Here is a 17187-nt window from a genome sequence, read left to right on the forward strand (position 1 = left end):
CGCTCCCGCTCCGGCTCCGGCTCCGGCTCCTGCTCCCGCCCCGGCTCCGGCTCCGGCTCCGAAGGCGGCCGCGCCGCAGGCTCAGCCCGCCCCGGCCCCGCAGGCGGCCCCGGCTCCGTCCGGCGGCGGCGACGGCGGCACCCCGGTGTTCCTGCCGGCGATGGGCGAGTCGGTCACCGAGGCGACCGTGACCCGGTGGCTGAAGTCGGTCGGCGACACCGTCGCGGTCGACGAGCCGCTGCTCGAGGTCTCGACCGACAAGGTCGACACCGAGGTGCCCTCGCCGGTCGCCGGCACGCTCCTGGCGATCAACGTCCAGGAGGACGAGACCATCGACATCGGCGCGCAGCTCGCCGTGATCGGTGCCCCGGGCTCCGCTCCCGCCCCGGCGCCGCCCGCCGCCGCTCCGGCTCCGGCCGCCGCTCCCGCGCCGGCCCCGGCCGCACAGCAGCTCCCGGCCACCCCGCCGGTCGCGGCTCCGGCACCGGCTCCGGCCGCCCCGGCTCCCGCCGTCGCCGCCGCGCCGTCGTTCACCGCGACCGCTCCGGCCCCGACCGGCGCGGCTCCGGCCCCGGCCGGCGAGTACAAGCCGGGCACCCCGGCGGTCGTGGCCCAGGCCCAGACCGCCGCGCGGGTCGACGCCCCGGGCGCCGGCTCCGAGCCGGCCGCCGCGTACGTCACCCCGCTGGTCCGCAAGCTCGCCGCCGAGCACGGCGTGGACCTGGCCTCGGTCACCGGCACCGGCGTCGGCGGCCGGATCCGCAAGCAGGACGTGATCGACGCGGCCAAGGCCAAGCCCGCCGCCGCGCCGGCCGCCGTCTCCGGCGCGGCCCCCGCGGCGCCCAAGGCGCCGGTCACCCCGTCGCCGCTGCGGGGCCGCACCGAGAAGCTGACCCGGATGCGCGCGGTGATCGCCAAGCGCATGCTCGAGTCGGTGCAGACCTCGGCGCAGCTGACCACCGTGGTCGAGGTGGACGTCACCAACGTCGCCCGCCTGCGGGCCCGCGCCAAGAGCGAGTTCGAGGCGCGCGAGGGCACCAAGCTGTCGTTCCTGCCGTTCTTCGCGCTGGCCGCGGTGGAGGCGCTCAAGCAGCACCCGAACCTGAACGCGGTCATCGACACCGACGCCGGCACGGTCACGTACTTCGACTACGAGAACCTGGCCGTCGCGGTCGACACCGACCGCGGTCTGCTGACCCCGGTCATCAAGAACGCCGGCGACCTGAACCTGGGCGGCCTGGCGCGGTCCATCGCCGACCTGGCGGACCGGACCCGGAACAACAAGATCACGCCCGACGAGCTGTCCGGCGGCACGTTCACGCTGACCAACACCGGCAGCCGCGGCGCGCTGTTCGACACGCCGATCCTGAACCAGCCGCAGGTCGGCATCCTGGGCACCGGCGCGGTCGTCAAGCGCCCGGCGGTCATCAACGACCCCGAGCTCGGCGAGGTCATCGCGGTCCGCTCGATGGTGTACCTGGCGCTGACCTACGACCACCGGCTGGTGGACGGGGCCGACGCCGCGCGCTTCCTGAGCACGATCAAGGAGCGCCTGGAGGAGGGCCGGTTCGAGGCCGACCTCGGGCTCTGACCCCCTGAGCGACAGCGAGCGGGCCCGGTCCGGCAGGACCGGGGCCGTTTCGCGTCCTCGGCTTCTCCTCCCAGGCTGGGGAAGGTCACAGGTCTATGCTGCTGCTATGCGGATCGCCATCACCGGCTCCACGGGAATGATCGGCGCGGCTCTGACCGCCTCCCTGAGGGAGGACGGCCACGAGGTGGTCCGCCTCGTCCGCCACACGCATCCCGACGAGTCCGCCGGCGAGCGCCACTGGGCGCCGTTCGGCGAGCCGGATCCGAAGCCGTACGAGGGCTGCGACGCCGTGCTCCACCTCGCGGGCGCGGGGCTGGGCGACAAGCGCTGGTCGGCCGCCTACAAACGGGAGATCCGCGAGAGCCGCATCCACGGCACCGACACGCTGTCCCGCTCCCTGGCACAGCTCGCCGAGCCGCCGAAGGCCCTGCTGTCGGCCTCGGCGATCGGCTGGTACGGCGACACCGGCTCCACGCCGGTCACCGAGCAGGCCCCGGCCGCGGACGACTTCCTGGGCAGCCTGTGCCGGGACTGGGAGGAGGCGACCGGGCCCGCCGAGGACGCCGGGATCCCGGTGGCGCACCTGCGCAACGGCGTGGTGCTGGACCGTTCCGGCGGCGCCCTGGCCCGGATGCTGCCGTTCTTCAAGGCCGGGATCGGCGGCCCGATCGGCAGCGGCCGCCAGTACTTCTCGTTCATCAGCATGACCGACTACCTGGCCGCGGTGAAGCACATCATGGGCCTCACCATGGCCGGGAGCATGACCGGGGCGGTGAACGTCACCGGACCCCTGCCGGTCACCAACCGGGCCTTCACCAAGGCCCTGGGCCACGTGCTGCACCGGCCCGCGATCCTGCCGGTCCCGGGCTTCGCGCTGCGGGTGCTGTTCGGCCCGATGGGCGGCGAGCTCACCGGCAGCCAGCGGGTGCTGCCGGCCCGGCTGACCGACTCCGGCTTCACCTTCACGACCGCCGACCCGCGCTCCGCGCTGCGCTCCGCCCTGGCGTGAATCCGGCATTTAAGTGCACTGATAATCGCGGGTAGCCGGACGACCACCCAGAGTTCTCGAATGCTGAGACAGCGGGCGTTTCGCAAGAGTACGCCACGGGCGCAGGGGTAGGGATCCCTCCACAAGGCGCCGACGCTCGGCCGGCTTCGCCGTGCCCGTGCGCAGCCGCGCGGGCCCACAAGGCGCCGCCGGGTGGGTCGGCTCTAGGAGTGTGGAGGGGCTCTAGTGACAGCACAAGGTCCGAGCCATCGGCACCAGGACGCCGACGTGATCGTCGTCGGCGCGGGAGTGGCCGGATTGCAGGCCGCGGGACGGCTGCACGAGGCGGGGTTGGACGTCCTGGTCGTCGAGGCTTCCGACCGGGTGGGGGGCAGGGCCGGCACCGAGAGGGTCTCCGGCTTCGTCGTCGACAGAGGCTTCCACCTCGTGTCGACGGCCGAACACGGGGACAACACGAAACTGGAACTGGGCCTGTTCGCCCCCGGTGTGGACCTGCAACTGGACGGCAAGCGCATCCGCTACGGCGACCGCGCCATCAGCACGGACGCCTACCAGGTGGGCCCCAGCCCGGTGCTCCGCACCCCGCTGGGCTCCCCCGCCGAACGCCGCCGCCAGTCCGGCTGGCTCCTGCGCGTGGGGGCCGGCAGCACCGACGCGATCCTGGCGGCCCCCGAACGCCCGGCCGCCGATCTCATAGCCGAGCTCGGCCTCTCCCGCCGGGTGGTGGACGGCTTCCTCCGCCCCTACCTGGAAGCCTTCGCCGCCGAGTCCGACCCGCGTCTGCAGGTCTCCGGCCGCGCCGTGGAACTGGCCCTGCGCCAACTGGTCCGAGGCCGCTGGTGCCTCCCGGCCCAGGGCATCGCGGCCATCCCCCACCGCCTCGCCGAGCAGCTCCCCCCGGGCGCCGTGCGCCTGGAGACCGAGGTCCTGGTGGTCCACGCCAACGGCGTCGTGACCGCCGACGAGGTCCTGCGCAGCTCGGCGGTGGTGGTGGCGACCGACCCGGCGACCGCCGTGGAGCTGCTGCCGGGTCTGCACGAACCCCAGATGCGTTCCGTGACCACTTTCCACCACGCCGCCACCCTGTCCCCGCCCCGCGGCGAACCCACGGTCCTGGTCGACGCCGACCCCCACTCCCCGGTCAGCCGCACCGCCCCGGTGAGCCACGCGGCCCCGGCCCGCAGCCCGGACCACCGCACCCTGGTCTCCACCAACGTCGTCGGCCACACCGGCACCCGCACCTCCGAACTGGAGTCGGCGGTCCGCGCCCGCCTCGGCGAGCTCTATCCCACGCCCGACGACCACTGGGAATGCGTGGCCGTGCACCACTTCCCCCATGCCGCGCCCGCCATGACCTCGCCCCACAACTTCCGCCGCCCCGTCCGCCTGATCCACGGCCTGTATGTCTGCGGCGACCACCGCGGCACCACCGGCATCGACGGAGCACTGGAGTCCGGCCGCCGGGCGGCGCGGTCGGTGATGACAGACCTCGGCGTCACTTTTCGCACCGAGGATCGGTTCACCGCCTGAGGCGCCGTAGGGCGCCTGTTTCTTGTCGGAGCACGGACGACGGCCCCGACCGGTCCGGTCGGGGCCGGCGCCGGGGCACGGCCTGATGTAGTGCGAACGGCGATCCACTGAAGAGATACGAAGGGGTGCTACATCAGGCCACCGCGACGAGCTCCCGGAAGCGTGTGGGCTCCGTCGCCTCGTCCACGAGCGCCAAGGCCAGATCGGCGTAGGCGAACTTGTCGGCGCCAGGGATCACCTGCTCGTTCCCGAGCCGGTAGGAGCCGGTGCCGTCGCCCTCGTCCAAGAACACCAGGGGCGGCGCCAGGACGACCCACTCACGATCCGACGCGCGCAGGATCGGCAGCTGCGCGGCGTGGTTGCGCGAGAAGGTCCGGGCTTCCTCGGGCAGCCCGTCTCCGTCATGAGCCGCTACGCCCGGAGCCACCTCGAGGGCCCCGCCGATCCCGACCGCGACGAGCCGCGCGACGCCGGCCTCGGCCAGACCGGCGGTCAGGGCCCGTGCGGCGGACGCGAAGTGGTCCTCCTCGAACGCTGCCGCGGCGTTGATCGCGGCGTCGTGGCCGGGGGCGAGGGCGGCGACCGAGGCGGCGTCGGTGACGTCGCCGGCCACCACCGCCACCGTCTGTCCGGCCAGATGCGCATACTTCTCGGGATCGCGCACGACCGCCGTCACCCGATGCCCGCGCCGCACGGCCTCGGCCACCGTAGCCTTCCCGGCACGTCCGCCGGCTCCGAAAACAATGATGTTCGCCATGCCGCCGACGCTACGGCCGGTGGCCCCGCTTACTTCAACGTAACTATGCTCGACCTGTGGATACGCACGAGCCGCTGGACCCGGAGATGTTCGACCCGGCCTGCCCGTCGACGGCCAGCCCGTTCCGGATCGCCGACAAGTGGGGCGGTCTCGTCGTCCTCTGTCTCGAGTCCGGACCGCGCCGCTTCTCCGAACTCCGCGTCCCGCTGCGCCGCGTCGCGCCGAAAGTGCTCACCGAGACCCTGCGCTCCCTCGAACGGGACGGCTTCGTCACCCGCACCGACTACCACGAGAACCCGCCTCGCGTGGAGTACGAGCTCACGGCACTCGGCCGCAGCCTGCTGCCCGCCATCGCCGCCTGCCGCGAGTGGGGTGCCGCCAACTTCGACAGCCTGCTCGCCGCCCGTGACCGCTACGACGGCGGCACCGCCACCACAGCAGCCTGAGCCGCTGCGGCGCCGGCGTCCGATTCGGACGCGTCTACTCCCCGACCGGGAAGTTCGCCACGAACCGGCCCTCCGCGTCCCACTTCTTCTTCGTCGCGCGCAGGCGGTCCATCTCCTCGGCCGAGAAGGCGTGTGCCAGCGAGTCCGTCGGCCCCAGGAACGTCATCGGCTTCCGCCCCGTCACCGCGTCTCCCAGTCGCGCGGTCAGCTCCGCCTGCTTCGCCGCGACGGCCGCGCCGCCCTCCGGCGTCAGCGCCAGCCCGAGCATGTAGACCGCGTACTCCTCGCTCAGCGCCCCGTGCGGGCCCGGCCGCTCCTCCGCCAGCGCGCCGCCCAGGTGCCGCACCTGCACCGCCAGCAGCGGGTCGATCGGCTCGGCCAGCAGCGTGGCGACCACCTCGTCGTCGAACCGCGCGAACAGCTCCGTCCGCGACACGCTCGGGCCCGGGTCGACCGGGTCGTTCGTGATGGTCCCGATCTCCGGGAACGGCACCGTCCGCCACTCGCCCTGCAGCACGCCGCCGACCGCGTCGAGCGGCTTCAGCAGCGCCCGGCCCTCGTCCTCCGGGCCCAGATACGCCACCGAGGCCGCCACCATCGCGGGCGCCCCGCCCGGGAACTGCACCAGCGACGTCCAGACCGTCAGCTCCCTCGGCGCGGTCGCGGTGATCTCGCGGAACGCCGCGAACACCTCCGCCGCCCGCGCGGCCGGCCACATGACCGTGCCGCCGAACAGCTCACGCTCCTCGTGCAGCCGCACCGTCATCGCCGTCACGATCGCGTAGTCGCCGCCACCGCCGCGCAGCGCGTGGAACAGGTCGGCGTTCTCCTCGGCGTTCGCCCGCCGCCGCTCCCCCCGCGCGTCGACGACCTCGAACTCGATCACGTGGTCCGACGACATCCCGTACTTGCGCGCGAAGAAGCCGATGCCGCCACCGAGGGTGTATCCGGTCGCGGACACCACCGGCGAACTCCCCGGCTTGTGCACCAGCCCGTGCTCCGCGACCGCCTTCGTCACCGCGCCCGACTTCACGCCGGCGCCGAAGCGCGCGGTGCGGTTCCCCGGGTCCACGCTCAGCTCGTCCAAGCGCCCGGTGCGCAGCAGGATCGTGCCGATCGCGGTGCCCGAGGCGCCGTGACCGCTGGGCTGGACGGCGATCGGCACCCCGAGGCCGTTCGCGAAGCGGACCACCGCGGCCACGTCGTCGGCGTCGGCGGGCGTCACCACCGCGACCACGGGCTGGTCGATCGCCAGGTTCCAGGGACGCCGGGCGTCCTCGAAGCCGGGGTCGTCCTGCAGAAGGACCTCGCCGCGCACGGCGTCACGGAGCGGAAGGAGAGAGGGCAGAGACATGGTTGGTGCTCGCTTTCCTAGTCTTCGGTGATCGACCACCACGGTACGGATCACCACCGACAAACGATCATTACCCGCGGATCGTTCTCCGGTTCGAGCTCGAACCACCCGGCTCAGGCGCTGATGGTGGCCAGCACCTGGTCGAGCGGTGTCGGCGCCAGCCCGAACGTACGCTCGGTCAGGCTGCTGTCGATCGTGAAGGGCTTCGCGAACTGATAGCGCGTGTGCCGCAGCTCCTTGGTCATCTTGTCGAACAGCCCCGCCGTCCACAGCACGGCGTACGGCAGCTCGGTCAGCTTGGCCGGCGGCAGTCCCTTCACCGCCACGAACCGGTCCGCCACCTCCCGCACCGTCAACGGCGCGTTCGTCGGCACCAGCCACGCCTTCCCCCAGGCCCGCTCGTCCCCTGACACCGTCGCCAGCGTCCGTGCGACGTCCGCGATGGCGGTCCACGAATGCTTCACGTCCAGCGGCGTCGGCACGTACGCGCGCTTCCCCGCTTCCAGCGGCTTGGCCAGCGCGTAGGAGAAGATCGAGTTCGCCTCGAGATAGTCGCTCGCCCGCACCTCCGTCATGCGGATCCGCCCCTGCTCGTGCAGGGCCAGGGCGTCGCGGAACATGTCAGCGCGCAGCTTCAGCTTCGGATGCGTCGCCGCCAGCGGCGTCTCCGGGGTGATCGTCCCCGTGACCGGCCCGTACCCGTACAGATTGCTGGCCACGGTCAACACCGCCCCGCTCCGCTCCGCCGCCGCGAGCAGCGCGGCGGCCAGCGGCGGCCAGTCCCGGAACCACTGGTGGTACTGCGGGCTCGCGCAGTTGTAGAGCGCCGCGGCGCCCTCGGCGAGCGCGCTGAGCCGGTCGGCGTCCGTGGCGTCCGCCGCCACCCGCTCGACGTTCGCGTGCTCCGGGCCGCCTCCGCTGCGCGTGACGACCCGCACCTGCTCGCCGCGCTCGGCCAGCACCCGCGCGGTCGCCGTTCCGACCGGTCCCGCACCCACGATGACGTGCAGCGCCATGGTTCTCAACCCCTCAGTCCGCCCGCCGCGCGGTGCGGCGGATCCGGCGTGTCCACCGTTTCTGTTCGAGAGCACTGCTCTCTGTTGACATCACTGTGTCGCGGATCGCCTCTCACTGTCAAGAGCACTGCTCTCGTTTGTGTGCGATACTCGCGTCATGAGCGCTGAGAAGGCCCCGGCCCAGCCCCCAGCCCCGGCTCCGTCGATCCGAGCCCGCGTCCGCGCCGAGATGACCGACGAGATCAAGCGCGTCGCCCTGGAGCACCTCGCGCGCGACGGCTCGGCGCTGTCCCTCCGCGCCGTCTCCCGCGACATGGGAATGGTGTCCTCAGCGATCTACCGCTACTTCCCCAGCCGCGACGAGCTGCTGACCGCCCTGATCATCGACGCCTACAACTCCCTCGGCGACGCCGCGGACGCCGCCGACGGCGAGGTGGACCGCCGCGACGCCTACGCGGCACGCTGGTTCACCGTCGGCCACACGATCCGCCGGTGGGCTCTGGCCCACCCCGCCGAATACGCGCTCATCTACGGCAGCCCGATCCCCGGCTACAAGGCGCCGGAAGAGACCATCGTGCCGGCCACGCGCGCGATAGCCACACTGGCGCGGGTTGTCGCGGAAGCCGAGGCTGCGGGCAGACTCCGCACGCCCCAAGGCGCCGACGCGACAGTCCCGACCGAGAACGCCGACTACGCCGCTGAGCTTCGCGTGGTCGCCGCCAGTCTGGGATTCGCCGAGGACTCCTGGGTCGTCGAACGCTTCCTGGGCGCCGTGACGCACTTGTTCGGCGCGGTGAACTTCGAGCTGTTCGGCCGCCTGAACAACGTCGTCAACGAACGCAGCGAGTGGTTCGACCGCCAACTCCGCGAGCTGGCGGCCTCGATGGGGCTCAGCCCGCGGCGATGAGGCCGCGGATGTCCTCGATGATGCCTTCGGGCGTTCCCGGTTCGCGCCCGTAGAAGAAGCCCCACAACTCGAAGAGATGCACCATCTGGAACAGCCGGAAGCGGCGCTCCCACTCCACGATGGCCCCGCCATAGCCCTCGAAGAGACCTTCCAGCTTTACCTGGCTGCCGCGGATCGAGTAGCTGTGAGTCTTGGAGAGATCCACTATCGGATCGCCGGCCATAGCGTTCTCGACATCGATGACACCGCTGATCACCGGGCCGTCCACCGTCTGTTCCACGATGATGTTTCCCTCGTGGAAGTCGTTGTGGATCAGGACCGGCGCTTCGCATAGGGCGAAGAGTTCAGTACGCGCGGAGACGTATTCACGCGCGGCCTCATAGAGCTCCCGATCCCCGGTCGCCTCCAAGTAGGCACCGGAAGCGCGCGCGAGCACACTCTTCATACAAGCCTCGTTGGTCGGCTGCGGATCGATGATTTCCGTGCCGCGGTATCCATACGCTTCCTGGCTTATCGTGTGGATCTGCGCGACCAGCTCCCCCATCTGCCGGTAAAGAGAGCGCAGGTCCGCGTCGGACATCTCCGGACTCAGCCGATCTGCGGCCACTCCCCGCAGCTTGCTCATGACCAGATACGCACGCCCCAGAAGACCGTCGCTGCCGGCCCCCGTGAGCAGACGCGGGATCTTCGTGACCCCGTGCTGACGCAAGAGCCGATAGACACTGATCTCCTTAGAGAGCCGCCATCCCTCTCGGTCGCCATAAACCTTTATCACGACGTTCTGTTCAGGGTCCGCGCAGAGAACCTCATACGCGCCGCTCACTCCTCCTCCGACCAGGCGCACGACGCCAGTCACCTCGGCCCCCGGCACCGCCTCGCGGAGAATCTCAGCAGCCTGTTCCCGCGTCAGCCCGTCGTCGGTCATCGTGCCAAGCTAGAGACCGGCGACGAGCGATCTCAACCGATTATCGGCCGTTACAATCGGCGCATGGGTGACGAACCGCGGTGGCTGTCCGAGCAGGAGATGCGTGCCTGGACAGGCTTCCTCACCGCGGGGGCGCTGGTCGAGCGCCGGGTGGAGCAGCAGCTCAAGGAAGAGTCCGGGCTTTCCCACACCCAGTACGAGATCCTGGTCCGCCTGTCCGCCGCCCCGGACGGGGCGCTGCGGATGACCGAGCTGGCCGAAGCGCTGCTGAACTCCAAGAGCGGGCTGACCTACCAGATCACCCAGCTGGAGAAGGCCGGGCTCACTGAGCGCCGGTCCTGCCCGACGGACGTGCGCGGGGTCTTCGCGGTGCTCACCGAGGCCGGCCGCAAACGGCTGGAGGCGGCCGCGCCCGGGCACGTGGCGGTGGTGCGCGAGGCGCTGATCGACGTGCTGACCCCCGAACAGCTCGCGGTGCTGGCCGACGGGCTCGGGGAAGTGGCGCGCCGGTTACGGGAATAGCCCCGGGGCCCCTGGGACTTGTTCAAATTTGAACACCGGAGACGGCCGGGCTAGGCTCGGGTTCCGCCGGTGGTTCGAATTGGAACTACCACTTCCGGAGGAACCCCGCCCATGAGCGAGACGCCCGAGGCCACGGTCCGCACCCGAGTGCGTGTCCCCTTGCGTTTCGGCGACGGCTACAGCGTCGACGCCGAGCTGGTGACGTTCCACGGTCTGGTCGACGGCGGAGAGCACCTCGCCGTCGTGCTCGGCGAGCCCGGCCCCACCCCGCTCGTCCGCATGCACTCCGAATGCCTGACCGGCGACGTCTTCGGCTCGGCCCGCTGCGACTGCGGCCCGCAGCTGCGCGAGAGCGTGGAACGGATCGCCGAGGCCGGCGGCTACCTGCTCTACCTGCGGCAGGAGGGACGGGGGATCGGGCTCTACAACAAGCTCGACGCCTATGCCCTGCAGGACGCCGGACTGGACACCTACCAGGCCAACGTCGCCCTCGGGCTGCCCGAGGACGCGCGGGACTACACCGTCGCGGCGCAGATGCTGACCGCGCTCGGTGTGGACAGCGTGCACCTGCTGTCGAACAATCCGGACAAGGAGGCGCAGCTGGCGGGACTGGACGTGACCGTCGCCGAGCGCGTGCCGACCGGCGCCCACACCACAGCCCACAACCTGCGCTACCTGCGGGCCAAGGTCGAGCACACCCGGCACAGCATCGTGCTGGACGGCGCGCTCTCCGTAGCCTGAGGCCCCGCCGATCACCAGGAGCAACCATGACCGCCAGCACCGCGTCCCCCGAACGGCCCACAGCGGGCCGGATGCCCGCCCTGTACCTGAGCCACGGCGCTCCCCCGCTGGCCGACGACGCCGTCTGGCCCGGCCAGCTCGCCGCCTGGAGCGCCGACCTGCCCAAGCCGACCGCGGTCCTGATGGTGTCCGCGCACTGGGAGGAAGCGCCCCTGGCGCTCGGCGCGACCCAGACCATCCCCCTGGTCTACGACTTCTGGGGCTTCCCTCAGCACTACTACGAGGTGCAGTACCGCGCGCCGGGCGCCCCGGCCCTGGCCGACTCGGTCCGGAAACTGCTGCACGGCCCCGGCGGCGTCGAGGTCCGGGACGAGCCGGACCGCGGCCTGGACCACGGCGCGTACGTGCCGCTGGTGGAGATGTACCCGGATGCGGACGTGCCGGTGCTCCAGGTCTCCATGCCGACGCTGGACCCCGCACAGCTGATGGCGATCGGCCGCCGGCTGGCGCCGCTGCGGGATGAGGGCGTGCTGATCGTCGGCAGCGGCTTCTTCACCCACAACCTGCGGGCCCTGAGCCAGGACAACCAGGTCCACTCGGTGATGTCCGAGTTCGACGACTGGGGCAAGCGCGCCCTGGAGGCCGGCGACGTCGACGCCCTGCTCGACTTCGAGAACAAGGCCCCGGCCGGCCGCCTGGCCCACCCGCGCACCGAGCACTTCGCACCGCTGTTCGTGACGCTGGGCGCGGCGTCGGACGAGCTGGCAACGCAGCGGAGTGTGATCGACGGGTTCTGGATGGGGCTGGCCAAGCGGTCGGTGCAGTTCGGCTGAGCAGCTTCTAGAGAACCTGCTCCAGCGCGGCGATGACACCTCGCCAGTGCTCGCGCTGCCGCTCCCGCTCATCACCGTCGGCCAGCCACTCCTGGTGCACGCCGAGCCGGGTCTTGGCGGGGTCGGCGGCCTGCGTGACGGTGAGCTGGAGCGTGGTGTCGTGGTCCCAGTCCTTGGGCCGCCAGGTCAGCCGGACGCGGTGACGCTCGTGGTAACTGCGGATCTCGCCGACGGTGCCCTCGGCGGTCTCGTAGGTCTGCCCCGCCTCGGTCGGAAGCTGCTCGACCGTGCCGAGCCACAGGCGCAGCCCGTCCGGCCCGGTCAGCAGCTCCCACACGTGGTCGACGGGCGCGGCGAGGGTCTTGGAGACACCGATCTCCCAGCCCGCGTCCTTGGTTTGTCCGGTCGGCATGGTGGCCCCTTTCGTCGCCCCCAGATGTACCAGGCTCCACCCACACTCGGTCGTGCTCAGTCGTGCTCGGACGCGCTCGGTCAGCCGCAGGAGACGTTCGAGATCTGTCCCAGGGCGGCGTCCACGGTGTCACGGACAGGGCCGACCCGGTACTCGACCGAGTTGCCGGTCACCCCACCTTCCTGCGTGGCGATCCAGTAGGGGATGCCGTTCTGGCTGCAGCTCCACTTCGGGCCGACGTAGGTGGTGCCGCTCGGCCATCCGGCCCGGTAGGCGGGCGTGAAGTACTTGGCCTCGTCCATCGCGGGGTCGAGGCCGACGAGCGTGCCGAAATAGCCGGCGACGGGCCCCAGGCCGGGCAGGTCGGGCTGGGGGTCGGAGCACGAGAACCCCGTGACCTTGCCGGAGGCCGGGTCGAGGGTGATCGTGACCGGGTTGGGCGTCGTCGTCGTGTCCTGGAAGAGCCGGACGTAGACCTTGACGCCGCCGCCGTCCGCCCTCGGCTCCCCGATCGCGGCACCGTTCGTCCCCAGGACCGCGCCGCACATCAACGGCCGCGGCGACGTCGTCGAAGCCGAACCCCACAGCTTGTTCAGCACCGCGTCGCCGCCGACCAGCGGGGCGACGTCCTTGCTGCCGAGCCCGGCGGACACGAAGTGCGACTTCCCACCCCGGGTCACCGAGTCGTCGATCGCGGCGCGGTAGATCTGAGCGACGGCGGTCGAGAACCGCGTCGGGTCGGCGACGCCCGACGCGCTCGTGGGCGACGAAGCACCCGTGACCGTGCTCCCCGTCGGAGCCGCCGGCGACGAGGTCGCGACCGGCGCGGACGTCTCGGTCGCCGAGCTCGTCGCGGTGGTCACGGTGCCGGTCACGGCGCCGGTCCCCGCCGATGACGCAGCCCCGCTGTGTCCCGAGCAGCCGGCGGTCACCACGGCCGCCGTCATCGCGATGCCGAGCCCGCACAGCTTCTGCGCCTTCATGTCTGTCGTCCCTTCGTGGCTTCCGGCCCTTCAGCCGGAAGGACGCAGACCGCGACGACAGGTTGTCGATCGTGACAGAACCGTGATCCGCGGGCACAGACAAGGGCGGCGGAGACGCACAGCATCTCCACCGCCCTGACCAGCTACATCAAGCCCCTACCAGGGCCTGAGATCAGCTGCACCCACTCGTCGACCCGCACCCCTCGCACACGTAGCAGCTCCCCGAAGGACGCATCTTCGTCCCGCACGTCAGGCACAGCGGCGCGTCGGCCGCGTAGCCGAGCTTCGCCTCCAGCAGCTCCGTGGACGAGCCCACGCGCTTCGGGGCCTCGACGGCGACCGGGGCCGTCTTCTTCGCCGGGGCGGCCGGCTCGCTCCGATGCTCTATCGGCGCGGACTGGGCGAGCGTCTCGTGGTCGAGTTCCTCGTCGCCGTCCGGGAGGTAGCTGCCGGTTTCGAGCTGGCGCTGGCGCTCCTCGTTGGTGTAGATGCCGTAGGCCGCCCGGGTGTCGAAGTCCAGGTGGTCCAGGGCCAGGCGGCGGAAGATGTAGTCGATGATCGACTGGGCCATGCGGACGTCCGGGTCGTCGGTCATGCCGGCCGGCTCGAAGCGCATGTTGGTGAACTTGGCGACGTAGGTCTCCAGGGGGACGCCGTACTGCAGGCCCACCGAGATGGCGATGGAGAAGGCGTCCATCATGCCGGCCAGGGTCGAGCCCTGCTTCGACATCTTCAGGAAGACCTCGCCCAGGTCGCCGTCGTCGTAGGCGTTGGCGGTCATGTAGCCCTCGGCGCCGCCGACGGAGAAGGAGCTGGTGATGCCGCGGCGGCTCTTGCCCAGGCGCTTGCGGACCGGGTGCGCGACCGCGGCCAGGGGGGCGGCGGCCGGGGCCGGGGCGGAGGCCGACGCGGCCGCGGCGGCCTTCTGGCCCTTCGCGTCCTGCAGCGGCTGCCCCACCTTGCAGTTGTTCCGGTAGATCGCCAGCGCCTTCAGGCCCAGCTTCCAGCCCTCGAAGTAGATCTCCTCGACGTCCTCGACCGTGGCCTCCTCGGGCATGTTCACGGTCTTGGAGATGGCGCCGGACAGGAACGGCTGGATCGCCGCCATCATCCGGACGTGGCCCATCGGCGCGATCGAGCGCTCGCCCATCGCGCAGTCGAAGACCTCGTAGTGCTCCGGCTTCAGCCCCGGCGCGTCCACCACGTGGCCGTGCTCGCCGACGTACTCGACGATCGCCTCGATCTGCTCCTGCTGGTACCCCAGGCGCTTCAGCGCGCGCGGCACGGTGTTGTTCACGATCTGCATCGACCCGCCGCCGACCAGCTTCTTGAACTTCACCAGCGCCAGGTCCGGCTCCACGCCGGTGGTGTCGACGTCCATCATGAAGCCGATGGTGCCGGTCGGCGCCAGCAGCGAGGCCTGCGCGTTGCGCCAGCCGTTCTGCTCGCCGATCCGCAGGCCGCGCTTCCACTCGGCGCGCGACAGCTCCAGGATCTCCCGGTCGAAGTCCTCGACCGGCGCGTAGGCGTCGGCCGCGTCCGAGTGCTTCCTCATCACGGCGGCGTGCGGCTTGGCGTTGCGCGCGTAGCCGTTGTACGGGCCCACCACGCCGGCCAGCTCGGCCGAGCGGCGGTACGCGACGCCGGTCATCAGCGAGGTGATCGCCGCGGCGATGGCCCGGCCGCCCTCGGAGTCGTAGGCGTGGCCGGTCGCCATCAGCAGCGCGCCCAGGTTCGCGTAGCCGATGCCCAGCTGCCGGTAGTCCCGCGTGGTCTGGCCGATCTCCGGGGTCGGGAAGTCCGCGAACGAGATCGAGATGTCCATGGCCGTGATGACCAGCTCGACCAGCTTGACGAAGGTCTCGGTGTCGAAGCTGTCGTCCTCGCGCAGGAACTTCATCAGGTTCAGCGAGGCCAGGTTGCAGGACGAGTTGTCCAGCGACAGGTACTCCGAGCACGGGTTGGACGCGGTGATCCGGCCGGTCTCGGGGTTGGTGTGCCAGGCGTTGATCGTGTCGTCGTACTGCAGCCCCGGGTCGGCGCACTCCCACGCGGCCTGCGCCATGTCGCGGAACAGCTTCTTGGCGTCCAGGGTCTCGATGATCTCGCCGGTGGTGCGGGCGCGCAGGCCGAACCGCTCGCCGTTCTCCACGGCGGTCATGAACTCGTCGGTGACGCGGACCGAGTTGTTCGCGTTCTGGTACTGCACGCTGGTGATGTCCCGGCCGCCGAGGTCCATGTCGAACCCGGCGTCGCGGAGCGCGCGGATCTTGTCCTCCTCGCGCGCCTTGGTCTGGACGAACTCCTCGATGTCCGGGTGGTCCACGTCCAGCACCACCATCTTGGCGGCCCGGCGGGTGGCACCGCCGGACTTGATGGTGCCGGCCGAGGCGTCGGCGCCGCGCATGAACGACACCGGGCCGCTGGCGTTGCCGCCGGAGGACAGCAGCTCCTTGGAGGAGCGGATGCGGGACAGGTTCAGGCCGGCGCCGGAGCCGCCCTTGAAGATCAGGCCCTCCTCGCGGTACCAGTTCAGGATCGAGTCCATCGAGTCGTCCACCGCGAGGATGAAGCAGGCCGAGACCTGCTGCGGGGACTTGGTGCCGACGTTGAACCAGACCGGCGAGTTGAAGCTGAACATCTGGTGCAGCAGCGCGTACGCGAGCTCGTGCTCGAAGACCTCGGCGTCGGCCTCGGACGCGAAGTAGCCGTGGTCCTCGCCGCCCTTGCGGTAGGTCTTCACGATCCGGTCGATGAGCTGCTTGAGCGACCACTCGCGGGCCGGGGTGCCGACGGCGCCGCGGAAGTACTTGGTGGTGACGATGTTCGTGGCGTTCACCGACCAGAAGGCGGGGAACTCCACGCCCTTCTGCTCGAAGTTCACCGAGCCGTCCCGCCAGTTGGTCATGACGACGTCGCGGCGCTCCCACTCGACCTCGTCGTACGGGTGCACGCCGGGTGTGGTGTGGATGCGCTCGATCTTCATGCCCTTGCCGCCCTTAACGGGAGCCTGAGCCGGCACAACCTGCCCGGGCTTGATAGGAGCCTTCCCGTTGCCGCGAGCCGCCGCCGCGCCGCGCGGTCCGCTAGCCGTCTCCGTCATGCTTCTTCCCTCTCCCGTCCTGGGGAACCATTCCGACACCCCGCGGGCGGCCTGCCGCCTACGGAATTGATCAAGTTCTGAACCGCCGGGCCGCAGCCAACGACCCCGCGAAAGTCCTGCTTATGCCCGCCGGTTACGTGGCGACTCCGGCGGAGTGACTCAGGTCCGCTCGTGCTCCGCCCGGAGCATGAGGATCTCCGCCTCGAAGTCCTCCAGGGACTCGAACGCCCGGTACACCGACGCGAAGCGCAGATAAGCCACCGTGTCGAGCTCCCGGAGCGGCCCGAGTATCGCCAGCCCCACCTCGTGCGTGGGGATCTCGGCCGAGCCCTGGGCCCGCAGCACGTCCTCCACCCGCTGGGCCAGCACGGCCAGCTGGCCCTCGGTCACCGGCCGGCCCTGGCACGCCTTGCGCACCCCGCCGACCACCTTGTCCCGGCTGAAGGGCTCGGTCGCGCCGGAGCGCTTCACCACAACCAGCTGGGCGCTCTCCACCGTGGTGAAGCGCCGCCCGCACTCCGGACACTGCCGCCGGCGGCGGATCGAGGTGCCGTCCTCGGAACTGCGCGAGTCGACGACCCGGCTGTCGTCGTGCTTACAGAAGGGACAGTGCATTTTCCTGTCGTTCCTCCCTCTTCAGCATGACGTGACCCACAGCTCGCGGATGAGCGCGCGACGGGATGGCGTCACCCTCCGCTGTGTTGTACTAACCACAACCGGTGGAGCGTGAACGCTATTCCAATCACAAGATGTAGGGGTACCGTAGGGCAGCCGCCACACCGGCCGCAACCCGGAACGGCGTGTCGCGTAAGGGGTGAGCGGGGTTCGTGGGACTACCGTTCGCGATCGCCGCAGCTACGGGGGCAAGCCCGGACCGCTGTTCGAACCGCCAAGAATCTTCGGGGTTCCACCCGACCGGACCAACGGGTCCCGGACCCGGATGCGGACCCGATCCGAACGGACTATGGAACGGGCCGTTACCTTCCCGCCGGTGCCGCGTTAGACATTCCGTACGCCCGGCGCCCATCACCGCGTATCGAACAGCCGTTCGTCACCGT

General features: G+C 70.9%; 16 protein-coding genes. 8 read left to right on the forward strand and 8 right to left on the reverse strand.

Features of this window, described 5'->3' with window-relative positions; genetic code table 11:
• The 3 genes from sucB to ABD466_RS35305 form a co-directional block, all read left to right on the forward strand.
• The coding region (sucB, locus tag ABD466_RS35295) for a 2-oxoglutarate dehydrogenase, E2 component, dihydrolipoamide succinyltransferase (protein WP_344661597.1) at positions 1 to 1591 on the forward strand (1591 nt) is incomplete at its 5' end.
• A 106-nt stretch (positions 1592 to 1697) separates the two neighbouring features.
• The gene (locus ABD466_RS35300; protein ID WP_344661598.1) at positions 1698 to 2600 is read left to right on the forward strand and encodes a TIGR01777 family oxidoreductase; all 903 of its coding nucleotides are present in this window, start codon (positions 1698 to 1700) and stop codon (positions 2598 to 2600) included.
• Positions 2601 to 2825: 225 nt separating this feature from the next.
• Complete coding sequence (locus ABD466_RS35305; protein WP_344661599.1) at positions 2826 to 4130, forward strand: protoporphyrinogen/coproporphyrinogen oxidase; 1305 nt, start codon at positions 2826 to 2828, stop codon at positions 4128 to 4130.
• Between the two features lie 133 nt (positions 4131 to 4263).
• Here the strand turns inward: ABD466_RS35305 and ABD466_RS35310 are convergent, their stop codons facing one another.
• Positions 4264 to 4887, reverse strand: coding sequence for an NAD(P)-dependent oxidoreductase (locus ABD466_RS35310; protein ID WP_344661600.1), 624 nt, complete (start codon positions 4885 to 4887; stop codon positions 4264 to 4266).
• Between the two features lie 86 nt (positions 4888 to 4973).
• Between ABD466_RS35310 and ABD466_RS35315 the strand changes: the two genes are divergently transcribed.
• The gene (locus ABD466_RS35315) at positions 4974 to 5333 is read left to right on the forward strand and encodes a winged helix-turn-helix transcriptional regulator (RefSeq protein WP_344661653.1); all 360 of its coding nucleotides are present in this window, start codon (positions 4974 to 4976) and stop codon (positions 5331 to 5333) included.
• A 34-nt stretch (positions 5334 to 5367) separates the two neighbouring features.
• On the opposite strand, the gene ABD466_RS35320 is transcribed toward ABD466_RS35315, so the two are convergent.
• Entirely contained in the window at positions 5368 to 6687 is a 1320-nt protein-coding gene (locus ABD466_RS35320) for an FAD-binding oxidoreductase (RefSeq protein ID WP_344661601.1), read from the reverse strand.
• A gap of 113 nt (positions 6688 to 6800) precedes the next feature.
• Complete coding sequence (locus tag ABD466_RS35325; protein WP_344661602.1) at positions 6801 to 7703, reverse strand: NAD-dependent epimerase/dehydratase family protein; 903 nt, start codon at positions 7701 to 7703, stop codon at positions 6801 to 6803.
• Positions 7704 to 7860: 157 nt separating this feature from the next.
• Here ABD466_RS35325 and ABD466_RS35330 point away from each other — a divergent pair, with 157 nt between their 5' ends.
• Positions 7861 to 8610: a TetR/AcrR family transcriptional regulator gene (locus tag ABD466_RS35330; RefSeq protein WP_344661603.1), complete on the forward strand. Its 750-nt coding sequence runs from the start codon at positions 7861 to 7863 to the stop codon at positions 8608 to 8610.
• On the opposite strand, the gene ABD466_RS35335 is transcribed toward ABD466_RS35330, so the two are convergent.
• Positions 8594 to 9535, reverse strand: a complete 942-nt coding sequence (locus ABD466_RS35335; protein ID WP_344661604.1) for a phosphotransferase family protein — start codon at positions 9533 to 9535, stop codon at positions 8594 to 8596. The genes ABD466_RS35330 and ABD466_RS35335 overlap by 17 nt on opposite strands.
• Positions 9536 to 9598: 63 nt before the next feature.
• On the opposite strand from ABD466_RS35335, the gene ABD466_RS35340 reads away from it, so the two are divergent.
• The 3 genes from ABD466_RS35340 to ABD466_RS35350 all read left to right on the forward strand — a co-directional run bounded on the left by ABD466_RS35340 (position 9599) and on the right by ABD466_RS35350 (position 11631).
• Complete coding sequence (locus ABD466_RS35340) at positions 9599 to 10057, forward strand: MarR family winged helix-turn-helix transcriptional regulator (RefSeq protein ID WP_344661605.1); 459 nt, start codon at positions 9599 to 9601, stop codon at positions 10055 to 10057.
• 111 nt (positions 10058 to 10168) lie between these two features.
• Entirely contained in the window at positions 10169 to 10798 is a 630-nt protein-coding gene (locus ABD466_RS35345) for a GTP cyclohydrolase II (RefSeq protein ID WP_344661606.1), read from the forward strand.
• A 26-nt stretch (positions 10799 to 10824) separates the two neighbouring features.
• Positions 10825 to 11631, forward strand: coding sequence for a dioxygenase family protein (locus ABD466_RS35350; protein WP_344661607.1), 807 nt, complete (start codon positions 10825 to 10827; stop codon positions 11629 to 11631).
• Positions 11632 to 11638: 7 nt separating this feature from the next.
• On the opposite strand, the gene ABD466_RS35355 is transcribed toward ABD466_RS35350, so the two are convergent.
• The 4 genes from ABD466_RS35355 to nrdR all read right to left on the reverse strand — a co-directional run bounded on the left by ABD466_RS35355 (position 11639) and on the right by nrdR (position 16744).
• Complete coding sequence (locus tag ABD466_RS35355) at positions 11639 to 12043, reverse strand: SRPBCC family protein (protein WP_344661608.1); 405 nt, start codon at positions 12041 to 12043, stop codon at positions 11639 to 11641.
• Positions 12044 to 12123: 80 nt separating this feature from the next.
• A complete protein-coding gene (locus tag ABD466_RS35360; protein WP_344661609.1) occupies positions 12124 to 13026 on the reverse strand; it encodes a hypothetical protein in 903 nt (300 codons plus the stop codon).
• Positions 13027 to 13198: 172 nt separating this feature from the next.
• Entirely contained in the window at positions 13199 to 16129 is a 2931-nt protein-coding gene (locus tag ABD466_RS35365) for a vitamin B12-dependent ribonucleotide reductase (protein WP_344661610.1), read from the reverse strand.
• A gap of 159 nt (positions 16130 to 16288) precedes the next feature.
• Positions 16289 to 16744, reverse strand: a complete 456-nt coding sequence (nrdR, locus tag ABD466_RS35370; protein WP_344661611.1) for a transcriptional regulator NrdR — start codon at positions 16742 to 16744, stop codon at positions 16289 to 16291.
• Positions 16745 to 17187: the final 443 nt, after the last annotated feature.

This window comes from Catenulispora subtropica (genome assembly GCF_039531675.1).
In the GTDB taxonomy this organism is placed as follows: domain Bacteria; phylum Actinomycetota; class Actinomycetes; order Streptomycetales; family Catenulisporaceae; genus Catenulispora; species Catenulispora subtropica.

Bases quoted from the DNA above. Each gene is read 5' to 3' on its own strand.
- ABD466_RS35300 (WP_344661598.1), top strand. From the start codon at position 1,698: ATGCGGATCGCCATCACCGGCTCCACGGGAATGATCGGCGCGGCTCTG.
- ABD466_RS35310 (WP_344661600.1), bottom strand. From the start codon at position 4,887: ATGGCGAACATCATTGTTTTCGGAGCCGGCGGACGTGCCGGGAAGGCT.
- ABD466_RS35315 (WP_344661653.1), top strand. From the start codon at position 4,974: ATGTTCGACCCGGCCTGCCCGTCGACGGCCAGCCCGTTCCGGATCGCC.
- ABD466_RS35320 (WP_344661601.1), bottom strand. From the start codon at position 6,687: ATGTCTCTGCCCTCTCTCCTTCCGCTCCGTGACGCCGTGCGCGGCGAG.
- ABD466_RS35325 (WP_344661602.1), bottom strand. From the start codon at position 7,703: ATGGCGCTGCACGTCATCGTGGGTGCGGGACCGGTCGGAACGGCGACC.
- ABD466_RS35330 (WP_344661603.1), top strand. From the start codon at position 7,861: ATGAGCGCTGAGAAGGCCCCGGCCCAGCCCCCAGCCCCGGCTCCGTCG.
- ABD466_RS35335 (WP_344661604.1), bottom strand. From the start codon at position 9,535: ATGACCGACGACGGGCTGACGCGGGAACAGGCTGCTGAGATTCTCCGC.
- ABD466_RS35340 (WP_344661605.1), top strand. From the start codon at position 9,599: ATGGGTGACGAACCGCGGTGGCTGTCCGAGCAGGAGATGCGTGCCTGG.
- ABD466_RS35345 (WP_344661606.1), top strand. From the start codon at position 10,169: ATGAGCGAGACGCCCGAGGCCACGGTCCGCACCCGAGTGCGTGTCCCC.
- ABD466_RS35350 (WP_344661607.1), top strand. From the start codon at position 10,825: ATGACCGCCAGCACCGCGTCCCCCGAACGGCCCACAGCGGGCCGGATG.
- ABD466_RS35355 (WP_344661608.1), bottom strand. From the start codon at position 12,043: ATGCCGACCGGACAAACCAAGGACGCGGGCTGGGAGATCGGTGTCTCC.
- ABD466_RS35360 (WP_344661609.1), bottom strand. From the start codon at position 13,026: ATGAAGGCGCAGAAGCTGTGCGGGCTCGGCATCGCGATGACGGCGGCC.
- ABD466_RS35365 (WP_344661610.1), bottom strand. From the start codon at position 16,129: ATGACGGAGACGGCTAGCGGACCGCGCGGCGCGGCGGCGGCTCGCGGC.
- nrdR (WP_344661611.1), bottom strand. From the start codon at position 16,744: ATGCACTGTCCCTTCTGTAAGCACGACGACAGCCGGGTCGTCGACTCG.